This window comes from Fructobacillus papyriferae (genome assembly GCF_018437225.1).
Lineage (GTDB): Bacteria > Bacillota > Bacilli > Lactobacillales > Lactobacillaceae > Fructobacillus > Fructobacillus papyriferae.
In genome coordinates this window covers 1-21,053 of sequence record NZ_JAAMFI010000004.1, presented here as the reverse complement: position 1 = coordinate 21,053, position 21,053 = coordinate 1, and the positions used below count along the sequence as shown (strand labels likewise).

The 21,053-nt window shown below is 47.3% G+C and carries 21 protein-coding genes; 1 reads left to right on the top strand and 20 read right to left on the bottom strand.

Features of this window, described 5'->3' with window-relative positions:
• Positions 1-11: 11 nt before the first annotated feature.
• From rpsC to rpsL, 16 genes are all read right to left on the bottom strand, one after another.
• Entirely contained in the window at positions 12-680 is a 669-nt protein-coding gene (gene rpsC / locus G6R27_RS05785) for a 30S ribosomal protein S3 (RefSeq protein ID WP_213820132.1), read from the bottom strand.
• Positions 680-1,036 carry a 50S ribosomal protein L22 gene (gene rplV, locus G6R27_RS05780; protein WP_010691186.1) on the bottom strand — a complete coding sequence of 119 codons (357 nt, stop codon included), beginning with the start codon at positions 1,034-1,036 and terminating at the stop codon, positions 680-682. The genes rpsC and rplV overlap by 1 nt, the downstream gene beginning before the upstream one ends.
• A 14-nt stretch (positions 1,037-1,050) precedes the next feature.
• Complete coding sequence (rpsS, locus tag G6R27_RS05775) at positions 1,051-1,326, bottom strand: 30S ribosomal protein S19 (RefSeq protein ID WP_010691185.1); 276 nt, start codon at positions 1,324-1,326, stop codon at positions 1,051-1,053.
• Between the two features lie 17 nt (positions 1,327-1,343).
• On the bottom strand, positions 1,344-2,180 hold the full coding sequence (gene rplB, locus G6R27_RS05770) for a 50S ribosomal protein L2 (protein ID WP_213820131.1): 837 nt from the start codon (positions 2,178-2,180) through the stop codon (positions 1,344-1,346).
• A gap of 21 nt (positions 2,181-2,201) precedes the next feature.
• Positions 2,202-2,489 (bottom strand): 50S ribosomal protein L23, encoded by a 288-nt coding sequence (gene rplW, locus G6R27_RS05765; protein WP_213820130.1) that lies wholly within the window; start codon positions 2,487-2,489, stop codon positions 2,202-2,204.
• Positions 2,489-3,112: a 50S ribosomal protein L4 gene (gene rplD, locus G6R27_RS05760; protein WP_213820129.1), complete on the bottom strand. Its 624-nt coding sequence runs from the start codon at positions 3,110-3,112 to the stop codon at positions 2,489-2,491. Before rplD ends, rplW begins: the two co-directional genes overlap by 1 nt.
• A gap of 26 nt (positions 3,113-3,138) precedes the next feature.
• Entirely contained in the window at positions 3,139-3,822 is a 684-nt protein-coding gene (gene rplC, locus G6R27_RS05755; protein WP_213820128.1) for a 50S ribosomal protein L3, read from the bottom strand.
• Between the two features lie 53 nt (positions 3,823-3,875).
• Positions 3,876-4,184, bottom strand: a complete 309-nt coding sequence (gene rpsJ, locus G6R27_RS05750; protein ID WP_010691177.1) for a 30S ribosomal protein S10 — start codon at positions 4,182-4,184, stop codon at positions 3,876-3,878.
• 264 nt (positions 4,185-4,448) lie between these two features.
• Positions 4,449-4,931: a hypothetical protein gene (locus G6R27_RS05745; RefSeq protein ID WP_213820127.1), complete on the bottom strand. Its 483-nt coding sequence runs from the start codon at positions 4,929-4,931 to the stop codon at positions 4,449-4,451.
• A 17-nt stretch (positions 4,932-4,948) separates the two neighbouring features.
• Entirely contained in the window at positions 4,949-6,031 is a 1,083-nt protein-coding gene (locus G6R27_RS05740) for an ABC transporter substrate-binding protein (RefSeq protein WP_213820126.1), read from the bottom strand.
• Entirely contained in the window at positions 6,028-6,828 is an 801-nt protein-coding gene (locus G6R27_RS05735; protein WP_213820125.1) for an ABC transporter permease, read from the bottom strand. The genes G6R27_RS05740 and G6R27_RS05735 overlap by 4 nt, the downstream gene beginning before the upstream one ends.
• On the bottom strand, positions 6,825-7,652 hold the full coding sequence (locus G6R27_RS05730; RefSeq protein WP_213820124.1) for an ABC transporter permease: 828 nt from the start codon (positions 7,650-7,652) through the stop codon (positions 6,825-6,827). The genes G6R27_RS05735 and G6R27_RS05730 overlap by 4 nt, the downstream gene beginning before the upstream one ends.
• Complete coding sequence (locus G6R27_RS05725; protein ID WP_213820123.1) at positions 7,645-8,796, bottom strand: ABC transporter ATP-binding protein; 1,152 nt, start codon at positions 8,794-8,796, stop codon at positions 7,645-7,647. The genes G6R27_RS05730 and G6R27_RS05725 overlap by 8 nt, the downstream gene beginning before the upstream one ends.
• 164 nt (positions 8,797-8,960) lie before the next feature.
• Positions 8,961-11,072, bottom strand: coding sequence for an elongation factor G (gene fusA / locus G6R27_RS05720; RefSeq protein ID WP_213820122.1), 2,112 nt, complete (start codon positions 11,070-11,072; stop codon positions 8,961-8,963).
• Between the two features lie 121 nt (positions 11,073-11,193).
• On the bottom strand, positions 11,194-11,664 hold the full coding sequence (rpsG, locus tag G6R27_RS05715) for a 30S ribosomal protein S7 (RefSeq protein WP_213820121.1): 471 nt from the start codon (positions 11,662-11,664) through the stop codon (positions 11,194-11,196).
• Between the two features lie 17 nt (positions 11,665-11,681).
• Positions 11,682-12,095, bottom strand: a complete 414-nt coding sequence (gene rpsL / locus G6R27_RS05710) for a 30S ribosomal protein S12 (RefSeq protein WP_213820120.1) — start codon at positions 12,093-12,095, stop codon at positions 11,682-11,684.
• Between the two features lie 274 nt (positions 12,096-12,369).
• Here rpsL and G6R27_RS05705 point away from each other — a divergent pair, with 274 nt between their 5' ends.
• Complete coding sequence (locus G6R27_RS05705; RefSeq protein ID WP_213820119.1) at positions 12,370-13,038, top strand: prepilin peptidase; 669 nt, start codon at positions 12,370-12,372, stop codon at positions 13,036-13,038.
• Here G6R27_RS05705 and G6R27_RS05700 read toward each other — a convergent pair.
• The 4 genes from G6R27_RS05700 to serS all read right to left on the bottom strand — a co-directional run bounded on the left by G6R27_RS05700 (position 13,035) and on the right by serS (position 20,667).
• Complete coding sequence (locus G6R27_RS05700; protein ID WP_213820118.1) at positions 13,035-15,515, bottom strand: ATP-dependent Clp protease ATP-binding subunit; 2,481 nt, start codon at positions 15,513-15,515, stop codon at positions 13,035-13,037. The two genes, G6R27_RS05705 and G6R27_RS05700, sit on opposite strands and share 4 nt — an antisense overlap.
• A gap of 116 nt (positions 15,516-15,631) precedes the next feature.
• Positions 15,632-16,750: a peptide chain release factor 2 gene (prfB, locus tag G6R27_RS05695; RefSeq protein ID WP_213820117.1), complete on the bottom strand. Its 1,119-nt coding sequence runs from the start codon at positions 16,748-16,750 to the stop codon at positions 15,632-15,634.
• A 45-nt stretch (positions 16,751-16,795) separates the two neighbouring features.
• Positions 16,796-19,207 carry a preprotein translocase subunit SecA gene (gene secA, locus G6R27_RS05690; RefSeq protein ID WP_213820116.1) on the bottom strand — a complete coding sequence of 804 codons (2,412 nt, stop codon included), beginning with the start codon at positions 19,205-19,207 and terminating at the stop codon, positions 16,796-16,798.
• 149 nt (positions 19,208-19,356) lie between these two features.
• Positions 19,357-20,667, bottom strand: coding sequence for a serine--tRNA ligase (gene serS / locus G6R27_RS05685; RefSeq protein ID WP_213820115.1), 1,311 nt, complete (start codon positions 20,665-20,667; stop codon positions 19,357-19,359).
• Positions 20,668-21,053 lie beyond the last annotated feature (386 nt).

Sequence of the window (21,053 nt, the reverse complement as noted above, 5' to 3'; positions counted from 1 at the left end):
TGCTTCCCTCCTTACTTGTTCTTCTTCTTTGGCAATACATCACCGCGGTAGATCCAAGTCTTGATACCCAAGTTTCCGTAAGCAGTAACTGCTTCGTCCCATGAGTAATCAATATCGGCACGGAGTGTGTGGAGTGGAACAGTTCCTTCAGTGTACTGTTCGATACGTGACATGTCAGCCCCGTTCAAACGACCTGAAACAACAATCTTGATTCCCTTTGCACCGGCACGGCGGGCACGTTGGATCGCACCACGCATTGCACGACGGAAGGCAACACGACGTTCCAAATCACCAGCAACTTGCATACCCACCAAGTGAGCTGACAAGTCTGGCTTTTTGATTTCAACAATGTTGATGAAGACACGCTTGAAGCGGCCCTTTGAATCAACATCCGTCAACTTAGCTAATTGCGTCCGCAACTTTTCAACTTCGGAACCACCCTTACCAATGACCATTCCTGGCTTGGCAGTGTGCAAAGTCAAATCGATACGAGACTTCGTTGAGCGTTCGATTTCGACGCGGTCAACTGACGCATCCGTTAAGTTTTCTTCGATGTACTTGCGAATTCGCAAGTCTTCAAGAAGTTGGTTAGAAAAGTCTGCCTTATCAGCAAACCACTTCGCATCCCAGTCACGGATGACACCGACACGGAAGCCAGTTGGGTTAATCTTTTGACCCATTACTTTTCCTCCTTCTCAGCAACCACAATCGTGATGTGGCTTGTGCGCTTGTTAATAGCGGAAGCTGATCCCTTTGCACGAGGACGGAAACGCTTAAGCGTAGGTCCTTCGTTTGCGAATGCTTCCTTAACGATCAAATCTTCACGGTCAAGTGAAAAGTTGTTTTCGGCGTTTGCAACTGCTGAATTCAATACCTTGTAAATATCTTCCGTAGAAGTATTTGGCAAGAACTTGAGAATTGCAAAGGCTTCGTTGACATTCTTCCGACGAATCGTATCAAGAACTAAGCGTGCCTTACGAGGGGCAACGCGAACGATCTTGGCAGTCGCCCGAGCTGATGTTACTTGTTCAGCCATTTTGCATTTCCTCCTTACTTAGTCTTCTTATCGTCTACTTTGTGTCCGCGGAAAGTACGCGTTGGGACGAATTCACCCAACTTGTGACCAACCATGTCATCTTGGACATAAACAGGAACGTGCTTCCGACCGTCGTATACTGCGATCGTGAAGCCGATGAAACTTGGGAAAATCGTTGAACGACGTGACCATGTCTTGATCACAGACTTCTTTTCTTGGTCCGCTTGGGCCTCGATCTTCTTAAGCAAGTGCGGGTCCGCAAATGGTCCCTTTTTCAAACTACGAGCCATTAGTTATCTCCTTTCCCTTACTTACTCTTCTTACGACCACGAATAATGAACTTCGTTGAGTTCTTCTTGTTGTCGCGAGTCTTCTTACCAGCAGTCTTCTTACCCCATGGGGAAAGTGGACTAGGCATGCCAACAGGTGCCTTACCTTCACCACCACCGTGTGGGTGATCGTTAGGGTTCATAACTGATCCACGAACGTGTGGACGCTTACCGCGCCAACGGTTACGGCCAGCCTTACCCCAGTTGATCAATGAGTGTTCTGCGTTACCAACTTCACCGATGGTTGCACGTGCAGTTTCGATAACCAAACGTACTTCACCTGAAGTCAAACGTACGATGACGTACTTGCCGTCATGTCCCAAAACCTGTGCTGATGCACCGGCTGAACGGGCCAATTGACCACCCTTACCAGGCTTCAATTCAATGTTGTGAACCAAAGTACCTTCAGGGATGTTCTTCAATGGCAAGGCATTACCGATCTTGATATCGGCATCAGAACCAGATTGGATCTTGTCACCAACCTTGAGTCCCTTAGGCGCCAAGATATAGCTCTTGATTCCGTCTTCGTAGACAACCAAGGCGATGTTAGCCGTACGGTTTGGATCGTATTCGATAGCAGTAACCGTCGCGAACTTACCGTCCTTGACACGCTTGAAATCGATAATACGGTAGGCTTGCTTGTGTCCGCCAGCCTTGTGGCGAACGGTCATGTGACCTTGTGCGTTACGCGCACCGGTCTTTGACTTCTTTGCCAACAAACTCTTTTCGGGCGTCGTCTTCGTGATTTCAGAGAAATCAGAAGACGTCATGTTACGACGTCCGTTAGATGTTGGCTTGTACTTCTTGATAGCCAATGTCTTATCCTCCTATTAAAATTAACCTTCGTTAAAGATTTGAATATCTTTTGAATCAGCCTTCAAAGTAACTGTGGCCTTCTTCATCTTACGAGTGAAGCCGACGTAGCGACCTTGACGCTTCTTCTTTCCGCTTACGTTAGCGGTGTTCAAGTTGGCAACTTGTACATCAAAGATGGATTCGATTGCTCGCTTGATTTGTGGCTTAGTGGCCCGTACGTCTACTTCAAAGACATAGCGCTTCATTTCCGTTTGCGCCATTGAAGCTTCGGTAATGATTGGGCGACGGATAATATCGCGTGCATCCATTAGGCGAGACCTCCTTGGATTTCTTCAATCGCTGATTGAACAACCACCAGCTTGTCCGCGTTAACCACGTCCAAGACGTTCACGCCTGCAGCCGTCATTACTTGAACGTTTGCCAAGTTACGAGCAGCGCGCAAGGCGTTTTCGTTGTCTTCGTCAACGATTACCAAAGCCTTAGAATCAACTGCCAAGTTCGCAAGAACTTGCTTGAAGTCCTTCGTCTTAGCTTCTGAAAAGGCCAATGCGTCAACTACAACCAACTTGTTGTCCGAAAGCTTTTGTGACAAAGCTGACTTCAAGGCCAAGTTGTAAGCCTTCTTGTTAATACGGTAAGCGTATGAACGTGGGTTTGGTCCGAAGACGATTCCACCACCACGCCATTGTGGCGCGCGGATTGAACCTTGACGGGCCCGACCAGTTCCCTTTTGCTTCCATGGCTTACGTCCACCACCAGAAACCGCAGAACGGTTCTTCACGGCGTGCGTACCTTGGCGCATTGAAGCGCGTTGCATCAATACGGCATCCGTAATCACAGCGTTGTTAGGTTCTACGGCAAATACTGCTTCGTTCAAATCCAAATCAGCAGCCTTTGAACCATCTTGCTTTAATACAGCAACTTTAGTCATGATTGATTGTTCTCCTTTCTATCAGTTTAGTTTTCTTCTGAATCAGCAGCTGGCTTTGAACCGGCCATCTTGATTTCAGGGTGCTTTGCGTTTGTCTTAACCGTTGACTTGATCGTCAACAATGACTTGTTGGCGCCAGGGACGTTACCCTTCAACAACAAGAGGTTGTTTTCAACGTCAACGTGCACGATGGCAATGTTTTGCATCGTACGCTTGTTGTTACCCATACGTCCAGGCAAAAGCTTACCTGGGAACACACGGTTAATGATGGCACCCATTGAACCTGGGCGACGGTGGTAACGAGAACCGTGGCTCATAGGACCACGTGATTGTCCGAGCTTCTTAATCGCACCGGCAAATCCGTGTCCCTTAGTAACACCAGTGACATCAACATATTCACCGGCTTGGAAAGTGTCAACAGCAATTGCATCCCCAACGCTGTATTCGCCTTCCGCATCACGGACTTCACGAATGTAGCGCTTAGGGGCTGTGTTGGCTTTTGCAACGTGGCCTTGTTCAGGTTTGTTTGACAAAATCTCGCGCTTGTCTTGGTAACCCAACTGCAAAGCGTTGTAGCCATCCGTTGCTTGCGTCTTTACTTGCAAGACAACGTTTGGCGTTGCTTCGACAGCAGTCACGGCGATCAATTCACCAGATTCAGTGAAAACCTGAGTCATACCGACTTTACGGCCTAAGATACCTTTAGTCATGACTAATCTCCTTCATTTCGTCGCTGAACAAATGTCCAGCGGGGTGGTACAAATTAGAGCTTGATTTCGATTGCAACACCTGCTGGCAATTCAAGCTTACGCAATGCGTCAACTGTCTTGTCAGTAGGGTTCACAATGTCGACCAAACGCTTGTGCGTCCGCATTTCGAATTGTTCGCGGGCGTCCTTGTACTTGTGTGGTGAGCTAAGCACCGTGTACAAAGAACGTTCAGTTGGCAACGGAATTGGGCCAGCGATTTCTGCGCCAGTCCGCTTTGCCGTTTCAACAATCTTGTCCGCTGATTGGTCCAAGATGCGGTGTTCGTATGCCTTCAAGCGGATACGGATCTTCTTTTGTGCCATTTTCTGCCTCCTCGTTGATTTTGTAAATCAGCTAACTCCGATCAAAAACCGACAACACATGTTGTGTTTGCGCGCCCATGGCAACGCGGCCGCGCGTGTCGCAACCTTAATCATCATCGCTAAACGTTGATACACCAGTCTTTTTAGTGGGTTTGCATCGGCATCCCCAAAAGGCGTACTTGAATATAATAGCAGAAAAACCCTTGGTATACAAGGGTTTTTCTGCTATTTATTTAATCATTGAACAACTCCCTAGAACCTGATTTATTTCAAATTTCTTCTAAAACTTTTCTTTTTTAGTACGAATTGCCTTTGACGTTCCTTTTTACTTTCTGCCGTCTCCGAAAAAGGCTCCAGAATAAATTTATAAGAAAATCCAACAAGTGTAATTAGACATGCCGCAATTTTCCATTCCATAAACATAAATGAATAAAGACTGGTTAAACCAAAACAAAGTTTCAATAATGAAGTTCCTACCTCATCATAGTTTTGATCTTGAAAAATATTTCTATCATGCAGGAATAGAACAAAAAAGATTAAGAATACCGGAACAGCTAGAAATAGTAAGAATGCGTTATTAAAGATAGTAGCAATATGTCTAGCTAAGTTAACCCATGGATTAATTTTATTATCCTTCATACTAAGATAAATAAATAGACAAATAACAACCATGGAAAAAAACGCCACACATAATGAAAGACCGCATCCAAATTTTGTCCTATGCATTTTTCTATAAAAATGGTTCATATATCATTTCCTATTCTTTACGACTTGCCCAACTTAAATTCCAAAAACGCATCATTGTATGTTTGCGTCCAATATTGGTTGAAGTTTTCATAGACTTGTAACCTATCCAAAATACTTTGCTCTGGATAGAAGGCTTTGTCAGACTTAACCGATTTAGGCAGAAGCTGATAGGCTTTTTGGTTTGGCGTGGCATAACCAATGTAGTCGGCATTCTTGGCTGCTACGTCTGGCCGGTTGAGGTAGTTGATCAACGCATAGGCCGCTTTTTTGTGCGCCGCTTTCTTTGGGATCACGAGGTTATCCAACCAGAGGTTGGACCCGTCTTTTGGCACTGTGTAGGCCAAATCCTTGTTTTGCTCCATCGCGATTTTGGCTTCCCCAGAATAGGTGACGGCCAGATCCGCTTCGCCCTGAGCCATGTAGAGCTTGAGTTCATCGCCGACAATCGCTTTGACGTTTGGCATTAGAGAAGAAAGCTTCCCCTGAGCAGCAGCCAGATCGGCCTTATTCTGATCATTGACCGACTTGCCTTGCGAAATCAAGGTTAGGCCGAGAATATCACGTGCCGAATCAACTAATAGCAAGCGTTTCTTGTACTGTTCGGACCAAATTGACGACCAGTTTTGCAATTTGCTGCCATCGACCTTGGTTTTATTGTACAAAATCCCAAGCGTTCCCCAGAAATAAGGAACCGAATACTGGTTGCCTCGCTCAAACGATTGGTTTAAAAACTGCGGATTCACATGATCCATTCCCGTCAGTTTGCTTTTATCGAGTTTTGCTAACAGGCCTGCTTTCGTTAACTTAGCCACCATGTAATCGGACGGCACCGCCAAATCATAGTTGGTGCCGCCTTGTGCAATTTTAGTGTACATGGCCTCGTTGGAATCAAAGGTCTGGTAGTTGACCTTGTAGCCCGTTTCTTTGCTAAAGTCTGAAAGGATCGAGGGATCGATATAATCCCCCCAGTTATAAAAAGTTAGGGTTTCTCCCTTTTGACTACTTGGCTGCTGACGGGCGACCGAAAGTCCCCATTGCAAGCCAAGGATCAACGCAATCAACAAGAAAACAAAAAGCAAAGCCATCATTAACTTTTTCATTTGACCTTCTCCTTTAACTTCGTCTTTTGTCCTTGCTTCTTTTGACTATAAGCGTAATAAGCAAGCACCAGCACAAAGGCCAAGAAGAGCATCAAAGTCGACAGGGCGTTAATCTCCAAGGAGACTCCCTGACGGGCCCGGGAATAAACCTCGACCGCCAGTGTTGAAAAGCCGTTTCCAGTCACAAAGAAGGTCACCGCAAAATCATCAAGTGAGTAAGTCAAGGCCATGAAGAAGCCAGCAAAGATCCCAGACGAAATCACTGGTAGCGTGACTTTCGTTAGCACTTCTGTCGGTTTTGCACCCAAATCCGAAGCAGCCAGGGCAAGATCTTGGTTCATCTCCTGTAACTTTGGCAACACCATCAAGACGACAATTGGAATCGAAAAGGCCACGTGAGCCATCAAAACCGTTAAAAAGCCCATTTTTAAGCCAAGCGCCGTCATCAAAATCAAGAAGGCCGCTCCGATAATGACATCGGGCGAGACCAGCAAGACGTTATTTAGGCTCAAAAGTGATTGCTTCAGCAGCTTCCGCTGTGTTCGGAAAATGGCCAGGGCGCCAATTGTCCCAATGACTGTGGCAATCAAGGAAGACAACAAGGCCAGCAAAATGGTGTTCAACACAATTTGCAAAAGGCGAGTGTCGGCCCAAAGTTCCTGGTAGTGCTGCCAAGAAAAGCCATCAAAGGTCTGCATCGTTTCACCTTGATTAAAGGAATAAACCACCAAAAACAAGATTGGTGCGTAGAGTAAAAAGAAACAAAAGGACAGCCAAAAGCGTTCGATTACTTTCATTTGCGGCCTCCCCTCTTCTTTTTCTGCTTATCGTTGGTCAAGGCCATGGTGAGCGCCATGGCGATAATTAAGACGACGCCAATCGTTGACCCAAAGGACCAGTTCTGGGTAACCAGAAAGTGTTCTTCGATGGCCGTCCCCAAGGTGATCACTTTGTTGCCTCCAATCAAACGCGTAATCATGAAAAGCGACAGACTGGGGATAAAGACCGTTTGCACACCGGTTTTTACCCCGGGCATGGAAAGCGGCCAGATGACTTTTTTAAGCGTTTCCCATGAGGAAGCGCCCAGGTCTCGTGAGGCTGCTGGCAGAAGCGGATCAATATCGAGCAAGGCATTATAGATGGGCAACACCATAAAAGGCAGTTCGATGTAGGCCGCTACCAACAAGAAGGCACCGTTTGTAAAAAGTAACTGACTCGAGCCAAAGCCAATTCCTTCAAGCGCTCGGTTCAACAAACCGTCCTTTCCTAAGAGCCCAATGAAGGCGTAGGTCTTTAACAGCAAGTTAATCCAAGTTGGCAAAATGACAAGCAGTAACCAGAACTGGCGGTGCTTTAATTTGGTCAGACAAAGGGCCAAAGGATAGGCGATAGCTAAGGTCATCACCGTGATCAAAAAAGCATACCAGATCGAATTCACCGTCATCGCTAAATAAGGTCCGGAAGTGAAGAAGTCCCGGTAGTTGGCAAGGGAGAAGCCCTGCCCCGGCACGTTCAACGATTGAATCAATAACAGCAACAAGGGCGCAACGACAAAGGCCAGCAACCAAAGCCCGTAAATGCCGAGATAGGCTTCCGTAAAGCGTTTCTTGGTCTTATTCATGGTCGAACACCTCAGGGACTTTGTCGGCGGAATCCGATGGATCGGTCGGCGTCTCATCGTCCTCGTAGGCTTCCAAACGGGCGTCGAAATCTTCTTCGGACTCGTTGTAGCGCATGATGTGGATATCTTCTGGATCAAAGGTCAGGCCAACGCGGGAGCCGATTTCAGCCGGATTGGTGGCCTGGACCTGCCAAAGGTTCAGATCGTCATCTTGGGCCATGATTTCATAATAATCGCCACGGAAGGACTGGTTCTTAATGGTCACGACCAGCTTTCCTGCCTCGGGTGTCGTCAAATCCAAATCTTCAGGTCGCAAGACCACTTCGACGGCTTCGTTTGGTCGCATGCCAGCATCGCGATTATCGAAATCTTTTCCAACAAAGTGGACCAAATAGTCTTCTTTCATAATGCCAGGCACGATGTTGGATTCCCCGATGAAATCGGCCACAAAATGGTTCACCGGCTCGTCATAGATGTCTTCTGGGCTGCCCTGCTGCTGGATCACCCCGTCGTTCATGACAAAGATCCAATCCGACATGGCCAAAGCCTCTTCTTGGTCATGGGTGACAAAGACAAAGGTGATGCCCAAACGGCGTTGGATGGTCCGCAATTCGGTTTGGAGGACCTTTCGTAATTTATAATCCAGGGCTGATAAAGGTTCGTCTAGCAAGAGCAACTCAGGATCGTTAGCCAAGGCCCGAGCGATCGCCACGCGTTGCTGCTGGCCACCGGAAAGCTCGTTGATCTCCCGATTCTCATAGCCCGACAATTTAACCAGGCCAAGCATCTCCTTCACCTTTTCTTCGATGGTTGCCTCTGACATTTTCTTCAAACGCGGACCAAAAGCCACGTTATCATACACATTCATATTGGGGAAAAGCGAGTAATTTTGAAAAACGGTGTTCACCCGCCGTCTCTCAGCCGGCAAGTCATTAATGACTTGCCCATCGAAAATGACCTGGCCAGAAGAAGGTTGCAACTGACCGGAAATTAACTTCAAAATGGTCGACTTGCCCGAACCAGATGGTCCCAAAAGCGTGTAAAACTGACCTGAATCAAGTGAAAGATCAATGTTTTTCAACACTTCCGTCTCGCCAAAAGACAAAGCCACCTGCTTAAATTCAAGAATCTTTTCTGCTGCCATCTACTTTTCTCCAATCCTTCAGTGTTTCCATTCTACAACGGAGTGGGCCTGTCGTATAGTTTTTTCACGGTTTTTACCTAGCCAAAAAAGCCTCACCATCCTATTTTTTCAAAAGAAAAACCAGACTAGCAAAACTAGTCTGGTTAAAACACTTGAACAAAAGCTTAGGCTTCTGAACCGTGTGCCTTGATAATTTCTTCTTGGATGTTCTTTGGAACCGCTTGGTAGTGGTCAAATGACATCTGGAACGTACCACGTCCTTGCGTTGCAGAACGCAAAGTCGTTGCATAACCGAACATTTCTGACAATGGTACTTGAGCAGAAACGGCCAATACGGCACCACGGTTTTCTTGTCCTTCGATCAAACCACGACGGGCAGAAACGTGTCCCATCACATCACCAAGGTTTTCTTCAGGAACAACGATTGAAACAGCCATGATTGGTTCCAAGATCACTGCGCCGGCAGTCTTAGCAGCTTCCTTCAATGCCAATGAAGCGGCAATCTTAAAGGCAGCTTCAGAAGAATCGACATCGTGGTAAGAACCGTCGTACAACTTGGCCTTCAAGTCAACCAATGGGAAGCCAGCCAATGGACCAGCGTTCATGGAGTCCTTCAAACCTTGTTCTACTGAAGGGATGTATTCACGAGGAACAACACCACCAACGATGGCGTCTTCGAATTCGAAGCCAGCACCTTCTTCGTTAGGACCGAATTCGATCATAACGTCACCATACTGACCCTTACCACCGGACTGACGCTTGAAGAATCCACGAGCTGAAACAGTCTTCGTGAAGGCTTCACGGTAAGCAACCTGTGGGGCACCAACTTGAGCTTCAACACCGAATTCACGCTTGATACGGTCAAGCGTAATATCCAACTGCAATTCACCCATTCCGGCGATCAACGTGTCACCCGTTTCAGGGTTCGTTGAGGCGCGAAGTGAAGGATCTTCTTCAGACAACTTCTGCAAAGCAGTAGCCAACTTGTCTTGGTCGGCCTTGGTCTTTGGTTCGATGGCCAATTCGATAACAGGTTCTGGGAATTCCATTGATTCCAAGATCAATGGGTGACCAGTATCCGTCAATGAATCACCAGTCGTCGTGTTCTTCAAACCGATCGCAGCAGCGATATCACCTGAGAACACTTCGTCAATTTCGGTACGTGACGTAGCGTGCATTTGGAGCAAACGTCCAACACGTTCACGCGTATCAGATGACGTGTTTTGTACGTATGAACCAGCCTTCAAAGAACCAGTATAAACACGCATGAAGGTCAAACGTCCAACGAATGGATCCGTCATGATCTTAAAGGCCAAAGCAGCGAATGGCTTTGAGTCATCTGCGACCAATTGAACTTCTTCATCCGTCTTTGGATCCGTTGCTTCGTATGGGCGAACTTCCAAAGGTGATGGCAAGTAGTCAACAACGGCATCCAACATCATTTGAACACCCTTATCCTTGTAGGCAGAACCGGCAAGAACTGGGTAGAATTCAAGGGCCAACGTTGCACGACGGATGGCTGCCTTCAATTCATCAACGGAAATTTCTTCCCCTTCAAGGTACTTGTCCATCAATTCTTCATCGACATCAGCAACCGCTTCAATCAACTTTTCGCGACGTTCTGCCACAATTTCCTTGTAGTTGTCAGGAATAGGCTTTGGTTCCCATGATGAACCGAGTTCATCGGTTGGGTAGTAAGCTTCCTGGTTGATCAAATCAATGACACCTTCGAAGTCGTCTTCAGCACCGATTGGCCATTGGATGGCTTCGGCGTTAACACGAAGACGCTTGTGCATTGATTCAACTGACATCGCAAAGTCAGCACCCATCTTATCCATCTTGTTAACAAAGACGATACGTGGGACGTTGTAAGTCGTGGCTTGGTGCCAAACCGTTTCAGTCTGTGGCTCAACACCAGCGGCACCATCCAATACGGCTACGGCACCATCCAAAACACGGAGGGCACGTTCAACTTCGATCGTGAAGTCAACGTGACCTGGCGTATCGATGATGTTGACACGGAATGGGTCCTTTTCGTATTGGTCAGTAAATCCACGCCAAACCGCAGTCGTAGCGGCTGACTGGATCGTGATTCCACGTTCCTTTTCCTGGTCCATGAAATCCATTTGTGATGCACCATCGTGGGTTTCACCAAGCTTGTGGATCTTACCCGTATAGTACAAAATACGCTCGGTCGTCGTCGTCTTACCAGCATCGATGTGGGCCATGATACCGATATTACGCGTACGATTAAGCTCATATTCACGCTTAGCCATAATGATCTCCTAATATTTATTCATTATTTGCAATAAAAAGCGACCTAGTTTCAGTTCGCTTTTTAAAAAAGAATATTTCGTGCTAAGAAACGGCAGCTAGCAGGCCAGCTGCAATCTCATCCTACCAGCGGTAGTGAGCAAAGGCACGGTTGGCTTCTGCCATCTTGTGCGTGTCTTCGCGCTTCTTAACTGATGCACCGTTTTCGTTTGCGGCATCAATGATTTCCTTGGCCAAACGTTCGTCCATCGTGTGTTCGTTACGAAGACGAGCATAGTTAACCAACCAACGCAGACCCAACGTCGTACGACGGTCTGGGCGAACTTCGATTGGCACCTGGTAGTTTGATCCACCAACACGGCGGGCCTTAACTTCCAATACTGGCATGATGTTTTCCATGGCTTGTTCGAAAACTTCCAATGGATCGTTACCAGTCGTTTCCTTGATTTGGTCGAAGGCATCATACAAGATCGTTGATGCCGTTCCACGCTTACCATCGATCATCAACTTGTTGATCAAACGGGAAACCAGCTTTGAATTGTAAATTGGGTCAGGCAAAACTTCCTGACGCTTCGTATAACCTTTACGTGGCATAAGTTTTCCTCTCCTTTTTACTTCTTAGGAGCTTTCGTTCCGTACTTAGAACGCGAGCTCATTCGACCGTCAACACCGGCAGTATCCAATGCACCACGGACAACGTGGTAACGAACACCAGGCAAATCCTTAACACGACCACCACGGATCAAAACAACCGAGTGTTCTTGCAAGTTGTGGCCGATACCTGGGATGTAGGCCGTTACTTCATACAAGTTAGACAAACGCACACGCGCATACTTACGCAAAGCTGAGTTAGGCTTCTTTGGCGTCAACGTTCCAACACGGGTAGCAACTCCACGCTTTTGAGGCGCAGCATTCTTCGTTGCTTTCTTCTTCATTGAGTTGTAGCCGAAGTTCAAAGCGGGTGAGTTTGACTTAGTCGCTTGAGACTTACGTGACTTACGAACCAATTGGTTAATTGTAGGCATCCTACTATTCTCCTTCGTTTCTTTTCACAGTTCCAGGTGTATCATTTTTGTCATTAAACAAAAGTGCTCCCGGAAGTCCTGCTTAGACTTGCCTTTACACCGCCTTTTGCCGGGATTTCCCTGACAAAAGAACAAAATGTCTTAAAAGCACGTTGAATATAATAGCAGGTTTATGGGTAAAGTCAAGGTCCTTTCGCGAAATTTTTAATGCTTTTTTCTTAAGAAATAACCCAATCAGAAAAGCTTTTTCCAGACGCTTTTCGTGTCATTTAGTATGACGATATTTAGCACAATCATAATCAACGGTGTGATCTGCTCGACACTTTGTTGCCTAGCGGATCGCCTGGTCGAAAGCAGATCTCTTTGGACCAATCGCTCCTACTGCTTTTCTTGTGGCAAAACCCTGGCCTGGTTCGAACTCTTCCCCTTCATCTCCGGTCTAATCTCTTACTTGCGCTGCCGCCACTGTGGCAGACGCTTTTCCTCTTGGCCGCTTTTTTTACTTTTTGAAGTCTTCTTTCCAATATCTCTCTCGGCCATCTATCTTTTACACGGTGCTTCACTGCTTCTCTTCGTCACCTATCTGCTTTATTTTTTAGCTCGAGAAGATGCCGTAAGCTTATCAACTCACAGCGATTGGTTACTCTTCATCAGCCTTTTTTGCTTTCAACAAAAGTTCTGGGTCGACAACAACGAAGCCATTCTCCCCGCCCTCGTCCTGCTTTTTTTACTTGCTTTCTTTTCCTATACCAAGCGCATGGGGGCAGGCGATTTTCCATTTTTTTTACTCGCCTTAAGTGCCTTTGGACCAAGCCGTTTCTTATTATTTGTCTTTAGTGCCGCCGTATCAGCCCTGCCACTTTTTCTGTTCAGCCAAGCAAAAAAGCAGCCCTTTCTGCCATCACTGCTGACGGCTTGGCTGCTTTTATTATTAGTGAATTAGGCTTGCACCTTTCGATCACTCTTTTGCACTTTTAGCGTGATTTGGCCCTTTGTAGCCCCAATCGTCACCATGTCAGCCGTCGTAATTTCGCCTGACAAAAGCGCTTCGGACAAGCGATCCTCGATCTCTGTTTGAATCAAACGACGAACGGGACGGGCCCCGTATTCGCGGTCATAACCGTCTTTAGCAATCGCTTGAACGGCAGACTTGGTAATCTTAATTTTGACCCCTTGTTCGGCTACGCGCTCAAGCAGCGACTTTGACAAAAGGCGGACGATTTGCTCCACTTCCGGCTCTTCCAAAGCGTCAAAGACAAGCACTTCATCAATCCGGTTGATAAATTCAGGACGGAAAGTTTCCTTAACCGTCTCCTTGATCTTCTTTTCAATGGCCGCATTATTTTGCGACTGGTCAACGGAACCAAAGCCCATTGTCTTTTCATCCCGCAAGCGGGTTGCCCCGAGGTTAGACGTCATAATAATGATCGTATTACGGAAGTTGACCCGTCGACCTTTCGCATCCGTCAAGAAGCCATCATCAAAGACCTGGAGCATCAAATTATAGATATCCTTATTCGCCTTTTCCAACTCGTCTAGCAAAATAATCGAATAGGGGTGCTTTCGAACCTGTTCCGTCAATTGACCACCTTGATCATAACCCACATAACCTGGAGCAGAACCGATCAAACGAGAGGCTGAATAGGACTCTTGGTACTCCGACATATCAATCCGAATCATGTTATCTTCCGAACCAAAGACCAATTCCGCTAGGGCCTTAGCCAGCTCCGTCTTTCCGACACCGGTTGGCCCCAAGAACAGGAAGGTTCCCATTGGTCGCTTCGGATCAGCCAAGCCTGAACGAGAACGACGGATAGCACGAGAGACCGCTGAGACCGCTTCTTTTTGGCCAATCACTCGCTTACCAAGTTCCTGTTCCAAGTTCATCAACTGATCCGTTTCATTTTCTCGCACTTGTGTCAGGGGTACCCCAGTTTGTTCAGAGATCACGGCCGCAATGTCTTCTTCTTGCACTTCCATGCTGTATTGCGCCTGTTTTTCTTGTTTTCCTTGCGCCTTATTGACCGCTTGTTCGATCTTTTGGCGAAGGGCCATTTCCCTCAAGCGCAAATCAGCAGCCAGTTCGAAATCCATGTCTGCGATCGCTTGTTCTTTGTCGTTAATCAATTTTACCAACGCTGCCCGTTCCTGATGAATAGGGGTTAACCGGTCAACTGCATCGATTTGGACTTTGGCGGCTGCCTCATCCATCAGATCGATCGCCTTATCTGGCAAGAAACGGTCTGTAATGTAACGAGCGGACAACTTAACAGAAGAGGCAATGGCCTGATCTGAAATATGAACATGGTGATAACTTTCAAACTTTGGCCGAATGCCCTTCAAAATGGCGATGGCTTCTTCAGTAGACGGTTCGTTAATCGTTACTTTAGCAAAACGCCGTTCTAAGGCGGCATCCGACTCAATGGATTGCTGGTATTCGTCAAAGGTCGTTGCTCCAAGTAACTGCAAGTCGCCACGGGCTAACGCTGGCTTTAAAATATTAGCCGCATCAATCGCCCCTTCTGCGCCACCAGCGCCAACCAAGGTGTGCAACTCATCAACAAAAAGGATGACTTGCCCAGCCTCTTCGATTTCATCGATGACTTGCTTCAAACGTGCTTCGAATTCACCACGATACTTGGTACCAGCCACCAAAGACCCCATGTCTAGTACCATCAGGCGCTTATGCTTTAAACTATCTGGGACCTGGCCCTTTACAATCCGTTGAGCTAAGCCTTCTGCAATGGCCGTTTTTCCAACACCCGGTTCACCAACCAGGACCGGATTATTTTTAGTCCGCCGGGACAGAATCTGGACAACCCGGCGAACTTCTTGATCACGTCCAATGACCGGATCCAAATTTTCTGTCCGGGCTACTTGAGTCAAATCCCGGCCCAGCTTATCTAAGGTTGGCGTCCCTTCAACTGACTTTTGACCGGCGGCAGTCTTTCCCCTCTTCATTTGCTTACGCAAATCAGAAATGCCAAGACGGCGCAAAACCGCCTTTTGAAGATCCATCAAATTGACATCCAAAGCCAAGAGAACCCGGGCCGCTAAAATGCTTTGATCTTGGATCAATGAAAGTAAGAGCAACTCCGTACCAATCTCTTCTTGACCAAGCGTTTCGGCCTGGTCTTTGGACCAGTTTAAAACTGCACCGGCCTTTGGCGAATAGGGAAGATAGAGATTAGGCTCAAAGGATTGCTCGATTCCAAAACCAGTGTAATGTTCAATTTCTTCTTGAACATCTTTTGGCGTCACGGAAAATTCGGACAACACTTTGCCGGCCACGCCCTGTTTTTCCATAGACAAGGCCAGGAGCAGGTGTTCGGTTCCAACCGCTAAGTGGCGGAAGTACTTGGCTTGATCCTGGGCAATTGCCAGTGTTGTCTTTGCTGAGTTGGTATACTGTTTTGCCATAACTGCTCCTTTTCAATATAAATGCGACTTGATTGGCTTCTATTATAACGCAGGCAAGCCCCTTCATAAAGGCCGAGAGGGACTAGCAAAAAAGCAGGACACTTGTCCTGCTTTTCTTAATCTGGGTTTTTCATGGCTAACTGCCACTGTAAATAAGCGTTGATGAAAGGATCTAAGTTCCCGTCTAAGACATCTTGAGGCTGGTTGGTTTCGTAGTTGGTCCGGTGATCCTTCACCATTTGGTAAGGGTGCAAGACGTAGGAACGAATCTGAGATCCCCAGCCGTTTTCCTTCTTCTCACCAGCCAAAGCTGCGCGTTCGGCTTCCTTTTTCTCCAACTCCATCTGGTACAACTTAGCCTTTAACAAACGCATGGCATAGTCGCGGTTGCCATACTGCGTTCGTTCAACCGTTGAGGACACAACAATTCCCGTCGGCTCGTGGGTCAAACGCACACCGGTTGACACCTTGTTGACGTTTTGGCCACCGGCGCCACCAGAGCGAAAGACATCCATCTTGATATCATCATCGCGCACATCCACTTCAATCGAATCATCCAATTCAGGCATAACGTCAACCGACACAAAGGAAGTATGGCGACGGCCAGCCGAATCAAAGGGTGAAATTCGGACAAAACGGTGGACACCCTTTTCAGAACGTAAGAAGCCATAGGCGTTGTGGCCCGTCACCTTGATCGTAGCTGAATCGATGCCAGCCTCATCACCCGCGTTGTAGTTCAAGACATCAACTTTAAAGTCGTGTGCTTGGGCCCAACGGGTGTACATACGATACAATTTTTCGCCCCAGTCCGTTGATTCTGTCCCACCAGATCCCGGGTGAATTTCCAAAATGGCGTTGTTGCCATCGTATTCCCCTGTCAACAGCTGTTCCAGATTGTAGGCCCTGACCGCATCCTGTGTTTCTTCCACCAAGTGGCCGAGTTCTTCTGAAGAATCCGTGTCTTCTGGATCTTCCGAAACGATCTCGATCAACATTTCAATTTCATCAGCGGCTTCGCCTAAAGCCAAAAAGGAATCCCGCCGCTTCTTCAAAACGTTGGTCTCATCAATGATCCCCTGCGCTTTTTGTTGGTCATCCCAAAAGCTTGGCTCGGTCATCTGGTTTTCATAATCCGCAATTTCTTCTGTTAAAGCATCGAGATCTAATGTCTTTTCAAAGCCAGACACTTCCTCTCGGATGCCTGCTAAAGCCTGTTTGGCTGCCACTACTTCCATGGCGATCCTCCCATAAGAAAAGCGAACTCCTCGTTCGCTTCGTACTTAGGCTGACATGTTGGTGCGAATCTCGGCCTTCATAAAGGTCCGAGTGGCATCATATTCAATATCAGCAATCATTTTATTAAAGTTAGCAAATGCTTCGTTCTGGTATTCAACCAAGGGGTTCAATTGACCATAACCACGCAGTCCCACTCCTTGACGCAAGCGGTCTAAGGCATCAATGTGATCTGTCCAGTGTTGGTCAACAGAGCGCAAAATAACCACTCGTTCAAAGGCCAAGAGTTGACCGTCTTCAGGCAAGTCTGCCTTCTTATCCGCCAAGTTTTCCTCGGCCAAATTGAAGAGCTTATCCTTGATTTCATCACGGGACAAGTTCTGTAAACGAACAGCGCCATGCTTTGGTGACGTCAAGGACGATTCGATAAAGTTCTGGATTGCATCCAAATGCCATTCCTTCATATCTTTACCAGGCGTTTGGGCGTCAACCACGCGATCAATCGTCCGCTTCACCATTGGCAAAAGGACCCAATCCAATGATTTTTGCTCATCCAAAACAACGTCACGTTCCTTATAAATCAACTCACGTTGTTCACGGACAACATCATCGTACTGCAAGACATTCTTACGCGTGTCGTAGTTGTTTCCTTCCACACGTTTTTGTGCGGATTCAACGGAACGCGTAATCCAGCGGTGGGTAATCACCGTGTCTTCTTCGTCCATATTCATGCGTTGAAGCAAGGCACGAACCTTTTCGGCCCCAAAACGAATCATCAAGTCATCTTGCAAAGACAAGTAGAACTGTGAAAAGCCGTTATCGCCCTGACGGCCGGCACGTCCACGCAACTGGTTATCGATACGACGCGATTCGTGTCGTTCCGTTGCAATCACAGCCAAACCACCGAGTTCATCGATACCAGGGCCTAATTTAATGTCAGTTCCACGGCCAGCCATGTTGGTCGCAACTGTGACGGCGCCTTTTTGACCGGCATTTGCAATGATGTCCGCTTCTTTTTCGTTGTTTTTGGCGTTCAACACATTGTGTGGAATGTTGCGTGCTGAAAGCAACTTATCCACCAATTCAGAAGATTCAACTGAACCCGTTCCCAAAAGAACTGGTTGGCCCTTCTTGTGCAATTCAGCCACGCGGTTCACCACGGCATTGTACTTGGCCTTCAACGATGGATAGAGCAGGTCTGGCATGTCGATTCGCTGAACCGGACGGTTCGTTGGAATCTCAATGACTTCCATGTTGTAAATTTCAAGCAACTCTTCTTCTTCAGTCTTGGCCGTACCCGTCATACCCGACAACTTCTTGTACATTCGGAAGAGGTTTTGGTAAGTGATCTGGGCCATCGACTTGTTTTCTTCTTTGATCTCGACGCCTTCTTTGGCTTCGATGGCTTGGTGCAAGCCGTCTGACAAACGAGTTCCTTCCGAAATACGGCCGGTTGATTGGTCAATCAACTTCACTTCGCCTTCTTGGACCACGTAGTCCTTGTCGCGCAAGTAGTTGAAGTTCGCACGCAGGGCCTGGTCGATGTGGTGGGTCAGTGCCGTGTTTTCGCTATCGTAAATGTTATCAAGGTTGAAGAAAATTTCAGCGTTCTTGATTCCTTCTGGCGTCAATGACGTGTTCTTTGATTCTTCGTCGACCTTGTAATCCTGGTCGCGAGTCAACGTCTTCACGAAACGGTCGACTCGTTGATAGAGTGGTGAAATACCAGAACCAGGACCAGAAATGATCAACGGCGTACGCGCCGTATCGATCAAAATGGAGTCGGCCTCATCGATCAACGCATAGTTCAAGCCGCGCTGCATGACCCGGTCTTCGGCACGGGTTACCATGTTATCGCGCAGGTAATCGAAACCGATGTTGAAGTTCGTTGAATACGTGATGTCTGCGTCGTAAGCTGCCCGCTTCTTGTCAGGTGAGTCATCACCAACGTTGATTCCAACAGAAAGACCCAACCAGTTATAAAGCTGTCCCATCTGCTCAGCATCTCGCTTTGACAGGTAATCGTTAACCGTCACAACGTGGACACCGTTTCCGGCAAGGGCGTTCAAATAAACGGCCATCGTGGCCGTCAAAGTCTTTCCTTCACCGGTCTTCATTTCGGCGATGTTTCCGCCGTGCAAGACGATCGCTCCCATCACTTGGACGTGGTAAGGGTACAAACCAAGCACACGCTTAGCCCCTTCACGAGCCACAGCAAAGGCTTCCGGCAGAAGTTCATCAAATACTTTAGCCGTCGCCTTTTGCTTGGCCTTGTCCTCTTTGACACCGGCCAAGGCCTTTTGAATATGAATTTGAAATTCCTGGGTCTTCTTTTGCAAGGCCTCATCGGACATGGCAGCCATCGTGTCAGCATAGGCTTCTACTTGATTGGCGACCTTGTCAATTTTCTTTAATTTGTGCCGGGAGTTATCAACCAGCTTACGAATTGGATTTGCCATCGAATGTTCGGTATCTAGTTACCCAGATACGCCCCTTTCATAAAGTCGTACTTAATTTAAATTATTTTAGAAACTAAGCTTTATTATAGCAAAAAAAGCCCGGAAAGGACAGGTTGAAACCTTGTCATTTTCGCGCCTTTTGGCTGTTATTAATGGTGTGGCGTCTTGTTCAACTTTTCCTGTCCGCCCATGTATGGACGGAGCACTTCAGGAATCGTCACCGTGCCATCTTCTTCTTGGTAGTTTTCCAAAATGGCGGCCACCGTACGACCAACGGCCAAACCAGATCCGTTCAATGTGTGAACGAGTTCGAGCTTGCCATCCTCATTACGATACGTGATGTGCATGCGGCGAGCCTGGAAGTCACGGGTGTTTGAAACCGATGAGATTTCACGATAGGCGTTTTGCGCCGGAATCCAAACTTCGACATCGTGCGTCTTTGCTGCAGAGAAGCCCATGTCACCGGTTGACAATGTAATCACGTGATAGGGTAAGCCCAGCTTTTGCAGGATGTTTTCCGCATTGTTTGTCATCAATTCTAACTGATGATCGGAATCTTCTGGCTTGGCAAACTTAACCATTTCGACCTTGTTAAATTGGTGCAAACGAATCAAGCCACGCGTATCACGGCCTGCTGCACCAGCTTCCTTACGGAAAGATGGTGAAAGGGCTGTGAATGAAATTGGCAGGTCTTCTGCTGGCAACGTTTCGCCTGAGTAGTAATTGGTCAACGGTACTTCGGCCGTTGGAATGTAAGTTTGGTCCAAGTCACGGACACGATAAGCGTCATCTTGGAACTTTGGATACTGTCCTGTTCCAAACATCGCCGAATCGTTCACGACGATCGGCGTGATCATTTCCGTATAGCCTTCTTTGCGGTGCTCATCCAACATGAAGTTATAAACCGCGCGTTCCAAACGAGCGCCATCACCAACATAGTAAAGAAAACGAGCACCGGAAACCTTGGCGCCGCGTTCGAAATCTAAGATCCCCAGGTCTTCACCAATTTCATAGTGGGGCTTCAACCAGGAAGGCGCTTCTGTCAATGCTTCTGGCCGACCTTCATAGTCAGAAGGCGCCCACTTGCGCATTTCGACGTTGGCGTCCTCATCGGGTCCAACAGGCACGTCGGCTTCTGCAATGTTTGGCAAATGGGCCGCCATTTCCTTCACGGCGTCATCAAGATCGGCCAAATTTTGGTCCATTTCCTTGATTTGCTTTGAGACCGCCTGCATTTCAGCAATGGCTTCGCTTGCATCTTCTTTTTGACGCTTGGCAAAAGCGATTTTGTCAGAGGCCTCGTTACGCTTGGCCTTCAATTCTTCAACTTCTGAAATCAAAGCACGACGAGCTTCGTCCTTTTCCAAAAGGGCGTCGAGCGTTCCAGCTTCAACCCCACGATCCTGTAGCTTTTGCGCTGCTTCTTCTTTATTCTTACGCAAATATTTGATATCAAGCATTCGATTTCTCCTTACCATATAAAAAGCGCCTTTTCGTCCGACAAAAGTCAGGGACGAAAAAGACGCAATCCGTGGTACCACCCAGTTTCTGCAAGATCTGCAGCACTCATTTTCCGATAACGGTGGGACCGAGCGGCATTACCCGCTAAACGTGACTCATTGGAGTTTCGGCTTGATAGCTCGCACCAACCGCTACCTCTCTTATCTGCCTACTTATGATGAGCTGATGACTCTATTTTATGCCAGTCTTGAAACTTTTACAAGACCTTTACAATCGAAAAGAGAAAAAATGCTAACAAAAAAAGCCGACCGAAGTCGACTTAATAGTGGGCCATCCTGGATTCGAACCAGGGACCTCTGCGTTATCAACACAGCGCTCTAACCAA